Origin of the sequence: Oerskovia sp. NPDC060338, assembly GCF_042726295.1 — a bacterium.
Taxonomy (GTDB): Bacteria; Actinomycetota; Actinomycetes; order Actinomycetales; family Cellulomonadaceae; genus Oerskovia; species Oerskovia merdavium.
The window spans coordinates 143,789-161,145 of the sequence record NZ_JBHXCQ010000003.1; the positions used below are offsets into that span (position 1 = coordinate 143,789).

A 17,357-nucleotide genomic window follows, 5' to 3' on the forward strand; every position below is an offset into this window, starting at 1 on the left:
GACCGACCGCAACCTCGTGCTCGACGACGCCCGGTCCCCGCGTCACCACGGGCGACGCCGCGACCGTTTCAGCGGCGCGGCTCCCATCGCATGTACCGGGCCGCGAGCCACGCACCGATCACGCACCAGGCGAGCAGGATCGCGAGCGGCTGCGCGGCCAGGGCGAACGTCTCGCCGAAGCCGACCGCGACGCCGTCGGGCCCCAGACCCGTGAGGCCGATCGTCAGGAGCTCGCCGACCGGGTGCAGGGGCGTGAACGCGGCGAGCGTCTGGAGGCGCTCCGGCAGGAGAGCGAGCGGCAGCGTCGTCCCCGACAGGAGCAGCGCCAGGGCCATGATCGGCAGCGTCGAGAGCTGGACCGACTCGAGCGTGCGCGTGAACGCGGTGCTCGCGGCGGCCAGCGCCGCGAAGACGAACGTCCCCCCGAGGACCGCGACGAGCAGCAGCACCACGTTCGCGGGGGCGTCGAGACCGATCCACAGCGCGATCGCGGCCCCGCCCAGCACGAGCTGGCCGAGCATCGTCACGACCGCGGGCGTCGCTGCGCCGATCAGGATCTCGGCGTCCGAGCACTGCCCGGTCCGCAGCCGCTTGAGCACGAGCTCCTCGCGCCGCGCCACGTACGCGCTCGCGAGGTTGTAGTAGACGACGAACATGAGCGCGAAGCAGATGAGGCTCGTGAGCGCGAACGCCCCGACGACCGACGCCCCGGCCCCGTCGCCCACGACCGCCTCGAGCGCCCCCGAGAAGTGCAGGAACGCGACCATCGCGGGGGCCAGCGCGACCCCGTTGAACAGGGCGGTGCGGTTGCGCAGGAGCAGCGTGGTCTCGGCGCGGACGAGCGAGCCGACGCGGCGCAGCGAGCCCGCGAGGCCGGTCGTGCCACGGGGGGCCGAGGACGCACGGGTCGCGCGGCTCGGGGTCTGGGTCAGGGTGGTCATGCTGCACGCTCCGTCGGGTCGATGGTGGAGGAGGACGGGTGGCCGGGCCCGTCGGCGATCGCGAGGAATGCCTGCTCGAGCGACGCGGGGCGCGCCTCGATGCGGCCGAACGTCACGTCGCGGTCGGCCGCCCAGGCGAGCAGGACCGCGAGGCTGCGCTGGAGGTCACGCGTCGCGATCGAGAGCGTGCCGCCCTCGACGCGCTCGAGGGTCTCGCCCGGCAGGAGCGGGAGGTCCGCGAGGTGAGGACGCACGCTCGCCTCGTCGACGTAGACGTGCGCGGGCTCGGCGTCGACGATCTCGGCGACGGTGCCCTCCTGGACGATCCGGCCGCCGTGCATGATCGCGAGGCGGTCCGCGAGGCGCTCGGCCTCCTCGAGGTAGTGGGTCGTGAGGACGACGGTCGTGCCGTCGTCGAGCAGCGACTGGACCAGGTCCCAGGCCGAGCGGCGGCTCTCGGGGTCCAGGCCCGTGGTCGGCTCGTCGAGGAACAGCACCTCGGGGCGGCCGAGGAGCGCCAGGGCGAGGTCCAGACGGCGCCGCTCGCCTCCCGAGAGCGACGTCACCGTCACGTCGGCACGGCCGCGGAGCGCGACCAGGTCGAGCGCCTCCTCGACCGGGCGAGGGGCCGCGAGCGTCCCGGCCCACATGCGCGCGGTCTCGATCGCGGTCAGGTCGGACGGGAAGCCGGCCTCCTGCAGCATGATCCCGATCCTCGGGCGGACGTGGGCGCGCTCGCGGTAGGGGTCCTTGCCGAAGACCCGCGCCGTGCCGGCCGTGGGGCGCGAGAGCCCCTCGACGACCTCGAGGAGCGAGGTCTTGCCCGCGCCGTTGGTCCCGAGGAGCGCGAAGAGCTCGCCGCGGCGGACCTGGAGGTCGACGCCCGCCACCGCCTCGAACCCCTGGGCGCCGCGGGTGCTGCCGCCGTACCTGCGGCGCAGTCCCTGCACGTCGATGACGAGGTCGGCCTTGCGCGCGTCGCGGCCCGTGGTGCCGCGGTCGAGGCTGTCGTTGTCCATGCCTCCAGCCTGGTGCCGGCCGGAGCGCTCAGGCAGTGCAGCCCTTCACCCGTTCTGTCGGTTTCCTCATGCTTCGTCGGTGAGGTTTGTCATGCCGCCCGTGCCCCGGCGTCCGGTGGCGGTCGCGGCGTCCGGCACGACCGCGGACGGCACGCCCGCGGCGGCCCCGGTCACGGTCGCGGAGTCGGGGGCCGGAGCGCTCGTCAGCGCGAAGCCGCCCAGGGTGAGCACCGAGAAGGTGAGGGCTCCCGCGCCCCAGGTGAGTGCCCGACGTCGGGCACCGCGCGGCTCGGCGTGGTCCGCAGGCCCGGCGTGGTCCGTGGGGCCAGCAGGATCGGCCGGGCCGTCGAGCGGCTCGTGGTTCTCGGGTGACGTGGCGGACGGCATGGTCGCTCCTCCTGTCCGGGCGAACCCTTCGCCCCTGCCGACCACCCTCCTCGCCCGACCTGCGCACCGCGTGGTACGAGGCTGTGCGGCACCTGTGACCTCGCCCCGGTGGACGACGACGGGCGCGGCGCGTGCCTCAGCACGCACCGCGCCCGCGGGTCGGTCGCTCGGGGTCGGCGCCTGTCAGCCCCGGCTGACGTCGGCTCCGAGTGCGTCGAGCTTGTCCTGGAAGTACTCGTACCCGCGGTCGATCAGGCCGATCCCGCGCACGGTCGAGGTGCCCTTGGCCGTGAGCGCTGCGATGAGGTGGCTGAACCCGCCACGCAGGTCGGGGACCTCGATGTCCGCCGCGGACAGGGGCGTGGGCCCCGACACGACGGCCGAGTGGTGGAAGTTGCGCTGCCCGAACCGGCACGGCAGCCCGCCCAGGCACTCCTTGTAGACCTGGATGGTCGCGCCCATGCCGCGCAGCGCGTCGGTGAAGCCGAAACGGTTCTCGTAGACCGTCTCGTGCACGATCGACAGGCCCTTGGCCTGCGTGAGCGCCACGACCAGGGGCTGCTGCCAGTCCGTCATGAAGCCCGGGTGCACGGCCGTCTCGAGCACGATCGCGTTGAGGTCGCCACCGGGGTGGTAGAACCGGATGCCGTCCTCCTGGACCTCGAACTCGCCGCCGACCTTGCGGAACGTGTTGAGGAACGTCATCATCTCCGGCTGCGTCGCGCCCTTGACGGTGATGTCGCCGCCCGTCGCGAGGGCCGCCGAGCCCCAGGAGGCCGCCTCGATGCGGTCGCCCAGCGCGGTGTGCTGGTAGCCCATGAGCTTGTCGACGCCCTCGATGCGGATCACGCGGTCGGTGTCGACCGAGATGATCGCGCCCATCTTCTGCAGGACGGCGATGAGGTCCATGATCTCGGGCTCGATCGCGGCGCCCGAGAGCTCGGTGATGCCCTCGGCGCGCACCGCGGTGAGCAGGAGCTGCTCGGTGGCCCCGACGCTCGGGTACGGCAGGGAGATCTTGGTGCCCTGGAGGCGGCGAGGGGCGCGGATGTGGATGCCCTGCTCGCGCTTGTCCACCACGGCGCCGAACTGGCGCAGGATGTCCAGGTGGTAGTTGATGGGGCGGTCGCCGATCCGGCAACCACCCAGGTCGGGGATGAACGCCTCGCCCAGGCGGTGCAGCAGCGGACCGCAGAAGAGGATCGGGATGCGGCTCGACCCGGCGTGCGCGTCGATGTCCGCGACGTGCGCCGACTCGACGTCGGTCGGGTCGAGGTGCAGCGTGCCCCCGACCTCGTCCGCGACGACCTTGACGCCGTGCAGCTCGAGCAGCCCCGTCACGACGCCGACGTCGCGGATCTGCGGCACGTTGCGCAGCACGCTCGGCCCCTCGCCGAGCAGGGAGGCCACCATCGCCTTGGAGACGAAGTTCTTCGCCCCTCGCACGGTGATGGTCCCGTTGAGCGGTGTGCCACCGTTGACGTACAGCAGATCGTTCATGTGGTCGTCGTCGCCTAGCTCTCTCGATGGTCGTGCGGATGGGTCGTGCGTCTGACTCGGTCCGTGCGTCCCTGCGGCCGCCCGTCGGCCTGGCGGGCCGCTCCGGCGTCGGTGCGCGGACGCCGCGCGCGGCGCCGTGCTCCCTGTCCCCCAACGCGGGGCATCCGAAGATTATTCACCCACCGGGGCCCGTCCGACGACGGCGGGCCTCGCGGCACGTCGCTGACCAGCAGCGACGCGGCCCGACCGGGCCCGGCGCCAGGGTGCCCGCTCCCCCGGGCGCCCGACGGCGCAGGCTCGCCTCACGCGTGAGGCGGGCCCCGCCGTCGGGCACCTGCTGTGTCCTAGGCCTGGGCGGGCTCGTACTGCTCGACGTAGCGGTCGACCGCCGCGAGGTAGTCCGCGCGGCGGTCCTCGTCGATCCAGGAGGCCTCGAACGAGTTCTTCGCGAGCGTCACGACCTCCGCGGACGTGAGGCCGGCCTTGGCGGCGACCGCCGCGTAGTTGTCGGCGACGTACCCACCGAAGTACGCGGGGTCGTCGGAGTTGATCGTGATCTTGACGCCGTCGCGCAGGAGCTGGGCGACCTCGGCGGCCTTCATGTCGTCGGTCACGAAGCTGTTGGACACGGGGCAGCTCGTCAGGCCGATACCGCGCGCCTTGACCTCGGCGACGAGCGCCGGGTCCTCGACGATGTTGGTGCCGTGGTCGATGCGGTCGACCTGGATGGTCTCGAGGACCGTGCGGATGTTGTCGATGCTCCCGACCTGGTCGATGTCGCAGTGCATCGTGAGGCGGTAGCCGAGCTCGCGGGCGCGCTCGAAGACCGCGGCGAACTTCTCGGGCGGGTTGCCCCGCTCGTCGGAGTCCAGGCCGACGCCCAGGATCAGGTCCTTGAACGGCACCGAGGCCTCGAGGGTCTCCGCGGCGCTCTCGGCCGAGTGGTCGCGCAGGAAGCACAGGATGAGGTCGGCGTCGACGCCGAAGTCGGCCGCGGCCGCCGCGGCGCGGTGGTAGCCCTTGACGACGGTCTCGAACGGGACGCCGCGCGAGGTGTGCGCCTGGGGGTCGAAGAACATCTCGGCGTGCTGGACGCCGTTCGCGGCCGCGCGCAGGAGGTACGCGTGGGCCAGCTCGAAGAAGTCGTCCTCGGTCTGCAGCACGTCCATGGCCGGGTAGTAGACCGCGAGGAAGCTCGTGAGGTCCGTGAACCGGTAGGTCGCCTGGACCTCCTCGACCGTGCTCTGGCCGATGTCGATGCCGTTGCGCTCGGCGAGGCGGAGCTTGAGGTCCGGCTCGAGCGTGCCTTCGAGGTGCAGGTGGAGCTCGGCCTTGGGCAGCCCGGTGACGAAGTCCAGAGTCGGCTGGAGGGGCAGGGGCATGGTTCTCCTTCGTGAGGGGGTCGTCCTCCCATCATGCCCCCGGCTCTCGCCGTGACCACATCGCGAGACGGCCGCTTCGCCATGTGGGCACGGTCCTTACCGTGGGAGGGAAGTTACCGGGTAGTACGGTCCCCTCCGTCGCGCAGGGAGACCTCCCCGAACCATCGTCTGCACCAGGAGCGCACCCCCGTGACCACAACGGCCGCCCAACCGTCCGCCGACCCCGAGGCCCCCGCCAACAGCAAGGGCCGCGTGATCTTCGCGAGCCTCATCGGCACCTCGATCGAGTTCTACGACTTCTACGCCTACGCGACCGCGGCCGTCCTCGTCTTCCCGACCGTCTTCTTCTCGGCGCTCGACGGCGGGACGTCCCAGCTCCTCGCGTCGTTCGCGGTGTTCGGGGTCGCGTTCGTGGCGCGCCCGCTCGGCTCGATCGTGTTCGGTCACTACGGCGACCGGATCGGGCGCAAGGGCACGCTCGTCGCCTCGCTGCTGACCATGGGGGTCGCGACGTTCCTCATCGGCCTGCTGCCGCCGTCGACCACGCCCGGCTGGGCCGTGCTCGCCCCCGCGCTGCTCGTCGTCATGCGCTTCTGCCAGGGCCTGGGGCTCGGCGGCGAGTGGAGCGGCGCCGCGCTGCTCGCGACCGAGAACGCCCCCGCGGGCAAGCGCGCGATCTGGGGCACGTTCCCCCAGCTCGGCGCGCCCATCGGGTTCATCCTCGCCAACACGACGTTCCTGATCCTCGCCGAGACGCTGACCGACGCGCAGTTCGCCGCGTGGGGCTGGCGCGTGCCGTTCCTGGCGAGCGCGATCCTCGTGGTCGTGGGCCTGTGGGTGCGGCTCAGGCTCGTCGAGACGCCCGCGTTCCAGAAGGTCGTCGAGACCGGAGCGGTCGCCAAGCTGCCCGTCGCCCAGGTCTTCCGTACGTCGTGGCGCCAGATCGTGCTGGGCACGTTCATCATGCTCGCGACGTACGTGCTGTTCTACCTCATGACGACGTTCACCCTGACGTTCGGCACGGCACCCGCCGAGGTCCCCGCGGGCGCCGACGCCGCCCCCGGGCTCGGCTACGCGCGCACCGACTTCCTCGTGATGCTCATCGTGGGCGTCGTGTTCTTCGGGATCTTCACGCTCGTCTCGGGTCCGATGGCCGAGAGGTTCGGTCGCCGCAAGCACCTCATCTGGACGACCGTCGCGATCATCGTCTTCGGCGCGCTGTTCGTGCCGCTCTTCATGGGCGGGACCGTCGGGGTCATGACGCTCCTGATCGTGGGCTTCACGCTCATGGGCCTGACGTTCGGCCCCATGGCAGCGATCCTGCCCGAGCTCTTCCCCGCGAACGTCCGGTACACGGGCTCCGCGATCGCGTACAACCTGTCGTCGATCCTCGGGGCGGCCGTCGCGCCGTTCATCGCGGTCGCGCTGTGGAAGCAGGCAGAGGGCTCGCCCGTCCTGGTCGGGGTCTACCTCTCGGCCATGTCGGTCCTCACCCTCGTCGCGCTGCTCGTCAGCAAGGAGACCAAGGACGTCGACTACACCGACAACGTGAGCTGACACCCGCCCAGGTGCCCGACGGCGGGGCGCACCTTCCCACGGACGGCGCGCCCCGCCGTCGGGCATCCGCTCCGTGAGACCCGCACGCGCCCGTGGCATGCACTTCTGCGGAAGCACGACTTCTCCGCCATGCTGAGGGAACGACGCGGGGGAAGAGGCCGATCCGATGGAGGACGAGGCGCGGGACGGGGCGAGCGGCCGTTCGGGAGCAGCTCCCGGGTCGGCGCGGCGCACCGAGCGCCCGCCGGACGACGCGGAGCCTGCACCCGAGGCCGACCGGCTCGACTACCGTGCGGTGTTCGCCGCGCTGTCCGCGCCCAAGGTGGTGCTGGCACCCGACCTGACCGTCCTCGACGTCAACGACGCCTACCTCGACATGCTGGGCCTCCCGGCGACCGCGCTCGTCGGCCGCTCGCTCGACGCGGGCTTCACCTTCTCGCCCGCGGACGACGAGCACGTCGGACGGATCGTCCGCTCGTTGGAGAAGGTCCTGCAGACCGGTCGGATCGACCTGCTCGAACCGTTGCGCATCGACCTGCCCGGTGACCGACCGGGCGAGTGGGTCGAGCGCCACTGGCTCGTGACGAACATCCCGGTCTTCGACGCGAGCGGGCGCGTCGCCGCGCTCGTGCACCGCGCGGAGGACGTGACCGGGGTCGTCCAGAGCTCGCAGCGGACCGCGGCCGACCAGAGCATCGGGCTCGACGCCGCGGTGGTCGACCAGGCCCTGCACCTGGGGTCCTCGGTCGGCCGGTTCCAGGAGGGCCTCGACCGCGAGCGCCGCGCGGCGCTGCAGCTCCAGGACTCGATTCTCACTGCGCCCGCCCAGCCCGACGGGCTGCGCATCGACGTCCGCTACCGGCCCGCCTCGCGCGAGATGCACGTCGGCGGCGACTGGTACGACGCGTTCGAGCTGGCGTGCGGGTGCACGTTCGTGGTGGTCGGGGACGTCGTCGGGCAGGACATCTCCGCGGCGGCGACCATGGGTCAGCTCCGAGGGGTCATGCGCGGCGTCGCGTACGAGTCGGGCACGTCCCCGGCGACGATCCTCGAACGCACCGAACGAGCGGCCGAAGGACTCGGCATCGAGACGGCGGCAACGGTGGCCGCGGCACTCGTGGGGCTCCCCGGCCCGGCCGGCGACCGGGCGCTCACCTGGGTCTCGGCCGGTCACCCTCCGCCCGTCCTCGTGCGCGCCGACGGCTCGGCCGAGCTGCTCGCGCGGCACAACGACCGGATGTTCGGCCTCGGCTCGGGCACCTCGCGGACGAACCACGCGGACGTCCTGCACCCCGGCGACACCCTGCTCCTCTACACCGACGGCCTCGTCGAGAGGCGGGACCGACGACTGCGCGACGCCCTGCGGGACCTGCCGGGGGTCGTCGAGGAGATCGCGGACGGCTCGCGGGACAGGCTCCTCGACGCCCTGGTCGCCCGGCTCGTGCCCCGGCCCAGCGAGGACGACGTCGCCCTCGTGTCGGTCGAGGTGCTGACGGGTGACGCGAGCGGCGGCTGACAGGACCTGGGTCTCTACCCCGACGCGTCCCCTCTACCTCGCGGAGGGGCGCCCGACGACGGCTACGGGTTGTGCACCCGTGCGACGTCGAGGCTCTCGCGGACCAGTCCCAGGACCACGGCCATCTCGTCGGCGTCGCGCGGCCCGTAGACCATGATCTCGGTCGCGTGGTCGGCGTACTGGTGCGCTTCTCCCCAGCCTGCCGCGCAGACCTCCTGGGCCCGTTCGCGCGGCAGGCACAGGTGCAGGCTCGTGTCGGTCACGCCGTGCAGGTGGACCGGTTCGAGGCGCTGGTCCGGCGTCGCGAGGGACGTCGTGGGGTTCGAGGTGCGCTCGTGGCCATCGAGGAACAGTGCCCGGGACGACGCCGGGGAGACCGAGCTGTGCCCTTCGCGGACGCCCTCGATCGTGGTCGCCGCGAGCACGAGCTCGCCCCACAGCTCGGCCGGCGCCAGCTGGTCGACCTGCCGGTGCGGTCCCTCGTCGGACGTGATGGGACGAGGGCCTCGGCGCGGGGTGAGAGTCATGGGCGGGACGCTAGCGGGACCGGCACGGCTGCGGCGAGGGAATTGCCGGCGCGGGCAGGCTGAAGGCGCCCGACGACGGAGCGCACCCTCGCGGCGAGGGTGCGCTCCGGCGTCGGGCGCCTGGGTTCTGCAGCCCTGCCCGGATCAGTCAGGCGAACAGGTTCGTCTGCAGGACCGTGTAGAGGATGGTGTGGACGCGCTCGCGCAGGCCGTTGCCGACCCCCACCGGGTCTGCCTCGACCGCGGCCCGGGTGGCCTTGTCCGACCCCGGGAGCATCGCGAGCATGAGGTCGTTGCCGTAGCGGGCCGCGAGACCAGGATCCATCCAGGATCCGAGCACCGCGTCGGTCGAGACGATGCCCTGGAAGCCCCACTCCCCGCGCAGGACGTCCTGCAGGAGCGCCTCGTTGCCACCGGCCCAGGTGCCGCCGATGTTGATGAAGGAGCTCATCGCGCCGGTCGGGTCGGCCTCCTTGACCGTGATCTCGAACGGCTTGAGGTACAGCTCGCGCAGGGCCTGCTCGTCGACGAAGACGTTCACGCCCGTGCGGGCGTTGACCTCCTGCTCGTTGAGCGCGAAGTGCTTCATGAACGTGAGCACACCCTTGCTCTCCGCGCCCGAGACCATCGCGGCGGACATCATGCCCGACAGGTACGGGTCCTCCGAGAAGTACTCGAAGTCACGCCCGCCCAGAGCAGAGCGGTGCAGGTTCATGCCCGGGGCGTACCAGCCCTCGATGTCGTGGGCGACGGCCTCGTCGCCCACCGACTCGCCGAGCGCGAACGCGAGCTCGTCGTTCCACGTCGAGGCCACGACGATCTGCGTCGGGTAGGCGGCGGCCTCGAGCGGGCTGAACAGCGAGTTGAGGCCCGCCGGCCCGTCGAGCAGGTCCATCGCGGGGATGCCGAGGCGCTCGACCTCGTGCGTGCGGTACGCGCCCTTGGCGAAGAGGTCGATCTGCTCGTCGAGCGTGAGCTGGTCGAGGAACTTCTCCCACTGGGGGTCGTCACGGTCGAGGCCCGCCAGGTCGGCCAGGACGAGGCCGTTGTCGGCGCCGTAGGTCGGGACCTCGCCCTCCGCGGGCTCGATCTCCGGGTCCATGCGCGCGAGCAGCTCGTCGGAGGCCGTGGCACCCGGCTCAGGAGCCTGCGGGTACGTGCCCTCCCAGTCGGCGCGCGAGAGGGAGGTCAGGTCGCCCTCGGCGTCGGCGAAGCGGTTGGTCAGCTCGTACCCCGTGTCGGCGTCGGTGTCGTAGACGACGTCCTCGGCCACCACGTGGTCGAACTGCGCGACGGGCGTGTGCACGTCGGTGCGCACCGAGATCTGGTACGTCCCGGCCTCGAGCAGGTAGGCACCGTGGCCCTCGGTGCCCCAGGAGGCCATGTCGCGCACGTCGAACGTGACGGTCACGGTCTCGGACTCGCCGGGCTCGAGCATCGTCGTCTTGTCGTAGCCCGCGAGCTCGATCGCGGACTTCTCGATGCCGCCCGGCGTCCAGGGCGCCGAGAAGTAGACCTGCACGACGTCCTTGCCCGCGACGTCACCGGTGTTGGTCACCGTGACGTCGACGCTGATCGTCTCGCCCTCGACGCGCGGCGCGGCGGCCTGCTGCTCGAACGTGGTGTAGCTCAGGCCGTGCCCGAACGGGAACTGGACGGCCTCGGCGTAGCCCGCCTCGTCACCCACGTACCGGGTCTCGTAGTAGCGGTAGCCGACGTAGATGCTCTCTTCGTAGTCCATGTACGAGCGCTTGACGTTGGCGTAGTCGAAGTCGCCGACGTTCTCGATCGCCGGGGCGCTCGTGACGTCGTAGGCGTAGGTGTCGGTCAGGCGGCCGGACGGGTTCACGTCCCCCGTCAGCACCTTGGCGAGCGAGACCGCGCCACGGGGACCCGGGGTCCCGATCCACACCGCGGACTTGATCTGCGGGTACGCGTCGAGGAACCCGAGCTCCAGCTGGTTGCCCGAGTTCACGACCACGACGACGTCGTCGAACGAGGCCGTGACACGGTCGAACAGAGCGCGCTGCTCGTCGGTCAGGCGCAGCTGCTCGGGGCTCATGTCCTGCCCCTCGACGCCGTCGTTGCCGACGACCACGAGGGCCGTGCCGGAGAACTCGGCGGCCTGGGCCATGACGTCGTCGGTCAGGTAGTCGGGAGCGGGCTCGCCCTCGTCACCGCCGCCCAGCATGGCGCCCGCGATCTGCACGAGGCCGTTGGCGCCACCGGTCTCGGTCTTGGCGCCCGCGTCCTCCATGGTCGCCTTGAGGTCGGGGTTGACAGTGATCCCCTGGTCGGCGAGCGCGTCGTAGAACGGCACGGCCTGCGACTGGTTGCTGCCGCCCGACCCGCCGCCACCGAGGATGAGGTTGAAGGACGCGAAGCTGAACACGTTGAGGGACTTCTCGGCCAGCGGCAGGACGTCGTCCTCGTTCTTGAGCAGGACGATGCCCTCGTCGGAGATGTCCTCCGACACCTGGGCCGCGTTCTCCCGGGCGGCCACGCCTGCCGGGGAGGACGAGTCGTACTCGATCGACATGAGGCGGCCGAACGCGCTCGCGAACGGCGCGACCAGTCCCCCGATCGCGATCACGGCCACGGCGGTGACGCCCCACCCGACCGCGCGGCGCGGACGGTGCTCGACCTTGCGGTTGATCCGTGCGCGCCGCCTGTCCTCGCGGCGCTCCGCACGGGTCATCCCGGCGTGGGCCGCAGCCCGCTCTGCCTTGGCGCTCTTCTTCGCCTCCCGGGCTGCGACCTTGTCGGCTGCCCGGGCTTCCTTGCGGTCCTGCGGCGCCATTGCCTTCAGCTCGGCGCGTCGGGCCCGCCTGGCCGCGCGCAGCTCCTGTGCGCGCGCGACCGCGTCCCGCTTGATCTCTGTGCGTGTCGCCATCGTTCTCAGTCCTTCTTCGGAGCCCGCGCGGCCTTCGCGTGGGCACGCCATGCCGGGACGAGGCGGCGCATGCCACCCCAGAACCGGCCGTTGACCATCACGAGCAGGGCGTCGAGCATCGCGTCGTCGACCTTGCCCGCGCTCATCCGCGACACCGACCGGAACGGCAGGTCGAGCGCGAAGCGGGTGTTGTTCGCCGCCAGAGGGCGGCCCAGTGCCATGAGCAGTCGCCCGGCGGTGTCGATGAGCCCGACCAGCAAGCCCCCGACCCCGCCTCGGCCCCGCGCCTGGGCGACGATGTCGTCGCGCGTGAGCGGCTGCCCGACGGGCCAGTCCGCAGCCGGGGGCGTGCGCCCCAGGAGCGCGGCGAACTCGGCGGCCGGGACGCGGTCCACCCGGCCGCTGACGTAGTGCGGCAGGGCCGTGGCGCCCGGCGCGGTCGCACCGGGCGTCCACGGCTCGCCGTCGACCTCGACGGGCGCGCTCACCCGCAGGTCGCGCGACGAGGCGCCCACCTGGACCGTGGAGATGCCCGGCACGGTGCGCCACTGATGCGCGACGACGTCGTAGGCGTCGAACGCGTGCTCGGCCAGGTCGACCGTCACGGTCGCGCTCTCCCCCGCGTCGAGCGTGACCTTCGCGAAGCCCGCGAGCTCGCGGGGCGCGCGGAACGCGCCTTCCGCGGCGCCGGGCGCCTCGACGTACACCTGCACGGTCTCGGTCCCTGCACGGTCCCCTGTGTTGGTCACCGTGACGGTGACCTGCTCCCGGCCCGCCGTCAGGTCGCTGTACGCGAACGTGGTGTAGCTCAGCCCGTGCCCGAACGGGTAGCGGACGGGCAGGCCGACCTTGTCGGCGTAGCGGTAGCCGACGTAGATGCTCTCGCGGTGCTCGGACGTCGCCTCGGTCCGCCCGAACGTCGCCGACGACGGAACGTCCACATAGCGCAGCGGGTACGTCTCGGCGAGGCGACCGGCCGGGTTGACCGCGCCGGTCAGCACGTCGGCGACCGCCTGCCCGCCGCCCTGGCCCGCGAGGTAGCCGTGCACGATCGCGTCGACGTGCTCGGCGAACGGCAGCTCGACGGGGGCGCCGCCGGCCAGGACGACCACGACCGGGATCCCGAGCGCTGTCAGCTCGCGCGTGAGGGCGAGCTGGTTGCGCGCGAGGCGCATGTGCGCCCGGTCGACGCCCTCGGCCTCGGCGGACTCGTCCAGGCCGAGGAAGAGCAGCACGACGTCGGCGCGCTCGGCGAGACGGACGGCCTTGCGTCGGCGTCGCACCGACGACGGCGAGTCCCACGCGCCCCGGCCCGCGTCGCGGCGTGCGCAGCCGGGCTCGTAGCCGACGACGTCCAGCTCGCTCGCCCGCAGCGCGTCGAGCGCGACGTCCACCCGGGTCGGGTTCACGAGCGAGCTGCCAGCCCCCTGGTACCGGGGGCTCGCCGCGAAGTCGCCGATCACCGCGACGCGGCCCGAGTGCGACCCGAGCGGCAGGGTCCCGCGCGCGTTGCGCAGCAGGACGACCGAGCGTCGCGCGGCCTCGACCGCGAGCGCGTGGTGCGCGTCGTGGTCGACCGGTGCGGCGCCGTCGGGCGTGCGGGTTCCCTGCGCGCGGGCGCGCTCCGTGCGCGCGATCAGCGTGAGCAGCTCGTCGACGCGGGCGTCGAGGACCGCCTCGTGGAGGCGCCCCTCCTCGACCGCGCGCACGACCTCGGCGTCGGTCACCCCGTCGGTCGACGGCATCTCGAGCGCGTTGCCCGCGACCAGGCCTGCGACGCGGTCGTTGTTGCCGCCCCAGTCGGTCACGACCAGGCCGTCGAAGCCCCACTGCTTGCGCAGGATCTCGTCGAGGAGCTCGCGGTGCTCGTTCGCGTAGGTCCCGTTGACCTTGTTGTACGAGCTCATGACGGTCCACGGCCGGCCCTCGGTGACCGCGATCCGGAACGCCTCGAGGTAGGTCTCGTGGAGCGCGCGCTCGTCGACGACCTCGTCCATCGACATGCGGTGCGTCTCCTGGCTGTTCACCGCGAAGTGCTTGGCGCTCGCGGCGACGCCCTGGGACTGGATACCGCGGATCTGCGCGGCGGCGAGGCGGCCCGCGAGCAGCGGGTCCTCGGAGAAGTACTCGAAGTTGCGGCCCGCGAGCGGGTTGCGCTTGATGTTGAGGCCGGGACCGAGCAGGACGCTGACGTCCTCTGCGGCGGCCTCGGCGCCGAGCGCCTCGCCCACGCGCTCCACGAGGCCCGGGTCCCAGCTGTTGGCGAGCGTGGCCGCGGTGGGGAAGCACGTCGCGGGGATGCTCGCGTTGAGACCGAGGTGGTCCGCTGCCCCGCCCTGCTTGCGCAGACCGTGCGGGCCGTCGGTGAGCATGATCGAGGGAACGCCGAGCCGGTCGACCGGCTTGGTGTTCCAGAAGTTCGCGCCTGAGGTGAGCGATGCCTTCTCGGTGAGGGTCATCTCGCTACGGGCACGTCGTCGGGCGTCAGGAGTGAGCACGGCGCCAGGATAGCCCAACCTCCACCACTTGGTGGAATTACGTGGCAGGGTAGCCTCTGACCTCGGAGAGGATCGTCGTGACCACACAGCAAGCAGCCACCACAGGGCGACCCGAGGGGTACGCCACCGGGCGGGCGACCAAGCAGTCGATCGTCGCCCGCGCGGCCGAGGCCTTCGCCCAGAAGGGGTTCTACGGAGCCTCCCTGCGAGGCATCGCGCGTGAGGCCGGGGTCGACCACTCGACGCTCCTGCACCACTTCGGCAACAAGACCGCACTGCTCCTGGCCGTCATCGAGTGGCACGACGCGCAGCACGCGCCACCCGAGATGCCCACGGACTTCACGCCCGAGGACCTCGCCGACGGGTTCGTGCACGTCGCCGAACGCAACCGCGAAGCACCCGGGCTCGTGCAGCTCCTCTCGACCCTCTCGGCCGAGGCGGGGACCGAAGGGCACCCCGCGCGGCCCGTGCTCCAGCAGCGGCACCAGGTGCTGGTCTCGATCATCGGCGGGATGATCCGGTCGCAGCGCGAGCGCGGGGTCCTTGCGGAGACCGGCGCCTCACCCGAGGAACGCGCGGCGCTCTTCATCTCCACCTGGGAAGGGCTGCAGGTCTACGACGCGCTGCACCCGGGGACGGTCGACGTCCCCGGGATGGTCGGGGAGATGCTGCGGCGGGAGTTTGGGATCGGGTGATGCCGGGGGCCGCTGGGTGCGGCACCCAAGATGCCCGACGACGGAGCGCGCCGTCGTGCGGAAGGTGGGCTGCGACGTCGGGTAGGCGGGTGGCCGGAGGGCTCCAGCAGCATTGTGTATGGACAGGTGCAAATTCACCCGATCGGCGCTGATTTACCACCGGATGCTGTGGAACGATCCCACCATGCCTGGTTCGATTCACGCCCACGTCGCCGACGGTACGCGCCTCACGGTCGCGGTCGTCTCGGACCAGGGCGCAACACTCACCCTCTCCGGCGACATCACCGACCTCGACCCCACGATTGAGAGCGGTGGGGTCCTGCAGACCAATCCAGCTCTCCTCAGCAACATGTGGGCCTACGCCAAGGCGTGGTACGTGGCGCGGACGACGTCGTACTCAGAAGCGCTCGCTGCATCCGACCGCGAGAGCGAGAAGGCTGCGCTCAAGCAGGCCGAGGAGAACAAGAAGAGCGCCCAGAAGCGCGCCGACGGCTATGCGAAGGTCGCGCAGTGGATCGCCGACGTCGCAGACGACGTCTCACCTTATGAGCCGAAGCTGGGCTGGTGCTCGTCGTGCTTCGCCAAGTCCGAGCATCGCAAGTCCAACCGGCCCGCCGGCCAGCTGCCCGTCTACGTGTGCCAGGCGTGCGGGTCACCGACCCTTCCGTGCGTGGCTCCCGGTTGCGAGAACATGGCGGTCCGAGACCGCGGCGCCCTCCGTGTCCCCCAGTACTGTGCCGAGCACCGCCATGACATCCCCGGTTTCGAGAAGGCCCAAGGAACGTTCGGCGAGCTGCACGACTACGAGGACTTCCTCAAGTACGAGAAGCCCGACCTGAACAAGGCGTCCAAGATCGCTGCGGTCGGAATCGTCGGCCTTGCTGCCGGCGCACCACTCGCCCTTCTCGCCGCGCCGGCGATCGGCGGGGCGATCGGTTCGCTCGGGATGTTCGGCGGGCTCTCCGGTGCGGCCGCGACGTCGCACGGCCTCGCCGTCCTCGGTGGCGGCAGCCTCGCCGCCGGAGGGCTCGGCATGGCAGGAGGCACCGCCGTCGTCACCGCCGTCGGCGCTGCCGTCGGAGGCACTCTCGGTGCGTCCGTGTCGAACGCCTACGTCCGCGAGGACAAGTCGTTCCGGATCGAGCTCCTACGTCCTGGCCGCGGTGGCGTGCCCGTCCTCGTGTCCAACGGCTTCCTCACCGAGGGCGACCAGGAGAAGTGGGGTGGGTGGAAGTCGATCGTCGACGGGCGCTACCCCGACTCCCCCGTGTACCGCGTGCGCTGGGGCGCCAAGGAGCTCAAGGACTTCGGGGTGATGGGCGCGGGCCTGATCGGGAAGGCCGGGGGCACCACAGCGGTCAAGGGGGCCGCCGCCGTTGCTCACAAGGCCGGGGCGAAGTTCCTCGGCCGGACCATCGCACCAGCGCTCCTTGCGACCGACCTGGCCAAGAATCCCTGGCATGTCGCGAAGAGCCGCGCCGACAAGACCGGCGTCATCGTCGGCGACCTCCTCGCCCGGACCGAGGCAGAGTCCTATGTGCTCATCGGGCACAGCCTCGGCGCTCGAGTGATGGCTGTCGCGGCCGAGGCGCTGGGCACCAAGCCCGGCGGTCCGCGCATCCGGTCCGTCCACCTGCTCGGCGCAGCCATCGGCGCCAAGAGCGACTGGCGTGACCTGACGGGTTCGGTCGACGAGGCCGTGTACGGGTACCACTCGACTCGTGACAACGTCCTGAACGTGGTCTACAGGGTCGCGCAGGGGGGACAGGTCGCCGCCGGTCTCACGGGCTTCACCCCCGCCTCGGACAAGCTCGTCAACGTCGACGTCTCCGAGCACGTGAAGTCGCACTTCGAGTATCTGGGGCACGTACAGCTCAAGTGACAGGTGGGGGCGCGGTGGATCCTCGGACGTCACTGCACCACTACCCTGGGGCGATGCGTCCACCCCTCCACGTCCGCCCGGCCCGTCCCGACGACGCGGACGCGATGGCCGACGTCCACGTCGAGTCCTGGCGGCAGACCTACCGAGGCCTGATGCGTGACGAGGTGCTCGACGACCCGGGCCTGCTGCCGGCACGCGGGCGGTTCTGGAATGCCGTGCTCACCGAGGAGCGCTACGAGCCGTTCCGGGCTGCCGTCGCCGAGTCCGACGGCGCAGTGGTCGGCATCGCGCTCGCTGGACCAGCCACCGAAGCCGACGTCGCGTGGGACACCCAGCTGTACGTCCTCTACCTGCCGGGAGCGTTCCACGGCAGCGGCGCGGGACGTGGGCTGATGGAGGCCGTCCTCCCGGCCGGCACCTCGGCCGGGCTCTGGGTCGCAGATCCCAACCCACGAGCCCAGGCGTTCTACGCGAAGCAGGGCTTCAAGCCCGACGGCGTGACGAAGGTGGACGACGGTGTGAGCGAGGTTCGGATGGTGCGAAGCCACGGCTAGCTCGCC

Annotated in this window: 13 protein-coding genes; 5 read left to right on the top strand and 8 right to left on the bottom strand. The window is 71.6% G+C overall.

Translation table 11 applies throughout. The annotated features are described in order from the left end of the window. Positions 1–68: 68 nt before the first annotated feature. The 5 genes from ACFWGN_RS04765 to ACFWGN_RS04785 all read right to left on the bottom strand — a co-directional run bounded on the left by ACFWGN_RS04765 (position 69) and on the right by ACFWGN_RS04785 (position 5,229). Positions 69–941: an ABC transporter permease gene (locus ACFWGN_RS04765; RefSeq protein ID WP_377615923.1), complete on the bottom strand. Its 873-nt coding sequence runs from the start codon at positions 939–941 to the stop codon at positions 69–71. Then, entirely contained in the window at positions 938–1,960 is a 1,023-nt protein-coding gene (locus ACFWGN_RS04770; RefSeq protein WP_377615924.1) for an ABC transporter ATP-binding protein, read from the bottom strand. Before ACFWGN_RS04770 ends, ACFWGN_RS04765 begins: the two co-directional genes overlap by 4 nt. A gap of 66 nt (positions 1,961–2,026) precedes the next feature. Beyond that, positions 2,027–2,347 (bottom strand): hypothetical protein, encoded by a 321-nt coding sequence (locus ACFWGN_RS04775; protein WP_377615925.1) that lies wholly within the window; start codon positions 2,345–2,347, stop codon positions 2,027–2,029. A 183-nt stretch (positions 2,348–2,530) separates the two neighbouring features. Next, positions 2,531–3,847, bottom strand: a complete 1,317-nt coding sequence (gene murA, locus ACFWGN_RS04780) for a UDP-N-acetylglucosamine 1-carboxyvinyltransferase (RefSeq protein ID WP_191803150.1) — start codon at positions 3,845–3,847, stop codon at positions 2,531–2,533. A gap of 344 nt (positions 3,848–4,191) precedes the next feature. Continuing rightward, on the bottom strand, positions 4,192–5,229 hold the full coding sequence (locus ACFWGN_RS04785; RefSeq protein WP_377615926.1) for an adenosine deaminase: 1,038 nt from the start codon (positions 5,227–5,229) through the stop codon (positions 4,192–4,194). 189 nt (positions 5,230–5,418) lie between these two features. Here ACFWGN_RS04785 and ACFWGN_RS04790 point away from each other — a divergent pair, with 189 nt between their 5' ends. Together ACFWGN_RS04790 and ACFWGN_RS04795 are read left to right on the top strand one after the other, a co-directional pair. Beyond that, entirely contained in the window at positions 5,419–6,786 is a 1,368-nt protein-coding gene (locus tag ACFWGN_RS04790) for an MFS transporter (protein WP_377615927.1), read from the top strand. Between the two features lie 166 nt (positions 6,787–6,952). Beyond that, a complete protein-coding gene (locus ACFWGN_RS04795; protein ID WP_377615928.1) occupies positions 6,953–8,302 on the top strand; it encodes a PP2C family protein-serine/threonine phosphatase in 1,350 nt (449 codons plus the stop codon). A 62-nt stretch (positions 8,303–8,364) separates the two neighbouring features. On the opposite strand, the gene ACFWGN_RS04800 is transcribed toward ACFWGN_RS04795, so the two are convergent. From ACFWGN_RS04800 to ACFWGN_RS04810, 3 genes are all read right to left on the bottom strand, one after another. Further along, a complete protein-coding gene (locus tag ACFWGN_RS04800) occupies positions 8,365–8,829 on the bottom strand; it encodes a luciferase family protein (protein ID WP_377615929.1) in 465 nt (154 codons plus the stop codon). A 148-nt stretch (positions 8,830–8,977) separates the two neighbouring features. Then, positions 8,978–11,722, bottom strand: coding sequence for a glycoside hydrolase family 3 C-terminal domain-containing protein (locus tag ACFWGN_RS04805; protein WP_377615931.1), 2,745 nt, complete (start codon positions 11,720–11,722; stop codon positions 8,978–8,980). Positions 11,723–11,727: 5 nt separating this feature from the next. Next, entirely contained in the window at positions 11,728–14,220 is a 2,493-nt protein-coding gene (locus ACFWGN_RS04810) for a glycoside hydrolase family 3 C-terminal domain-containing protein (protein ID WP_377615932.1), read from the bottom strand. A 77-nt stretch (positions 14,221–14,297) separates the two neighbouring features. Between ACFWGN_RS04810 and ACFWGN_RS04815 the strand changes: the two genes are divergently transcribed. From ACFWGN_RS04815 to ACFWGN_RS04825, 3 genes are all read left to right on the top strand, one after another. Continuing rightward, a complete protein-coding gene (locus tag ACFWGN_RS04815; protein ID WP_377615933.1) occupies positions 14,298–14,915 on the top strand; it encodes a TetR/AcrR family transcriptional regulator in 618 nt (205 codons plus the stop codon). 184 nt (positions 14,916–15,099) lie between these two features. Further along, on the top strand, positions 15,100–16,797 hold the full coding sequence (locus ACFWGN_RS04820) for a DUF726 domain-containing protein (RefSeq protein ID WP_377615934.1): 1,698 nt from the start codon (positions 15,100–15,102) through the stop codon (positions 16,795–16,797). Between the two features lie 53 nt (positions 16,798–16,850). Further along, positions 16,851–17,351: a GNAT family N-acetyltransferase gene (locus ACFWGN_RS04825; protein WP_377615935.1), complete on the top strand. Its 501-nt coding sequence runs from the start codon at positions 16,851–16,853 to the stop codon at positions 17,349–17,351. Positions 17,352–17,357 lie beyond the last annotated feature (6 nt).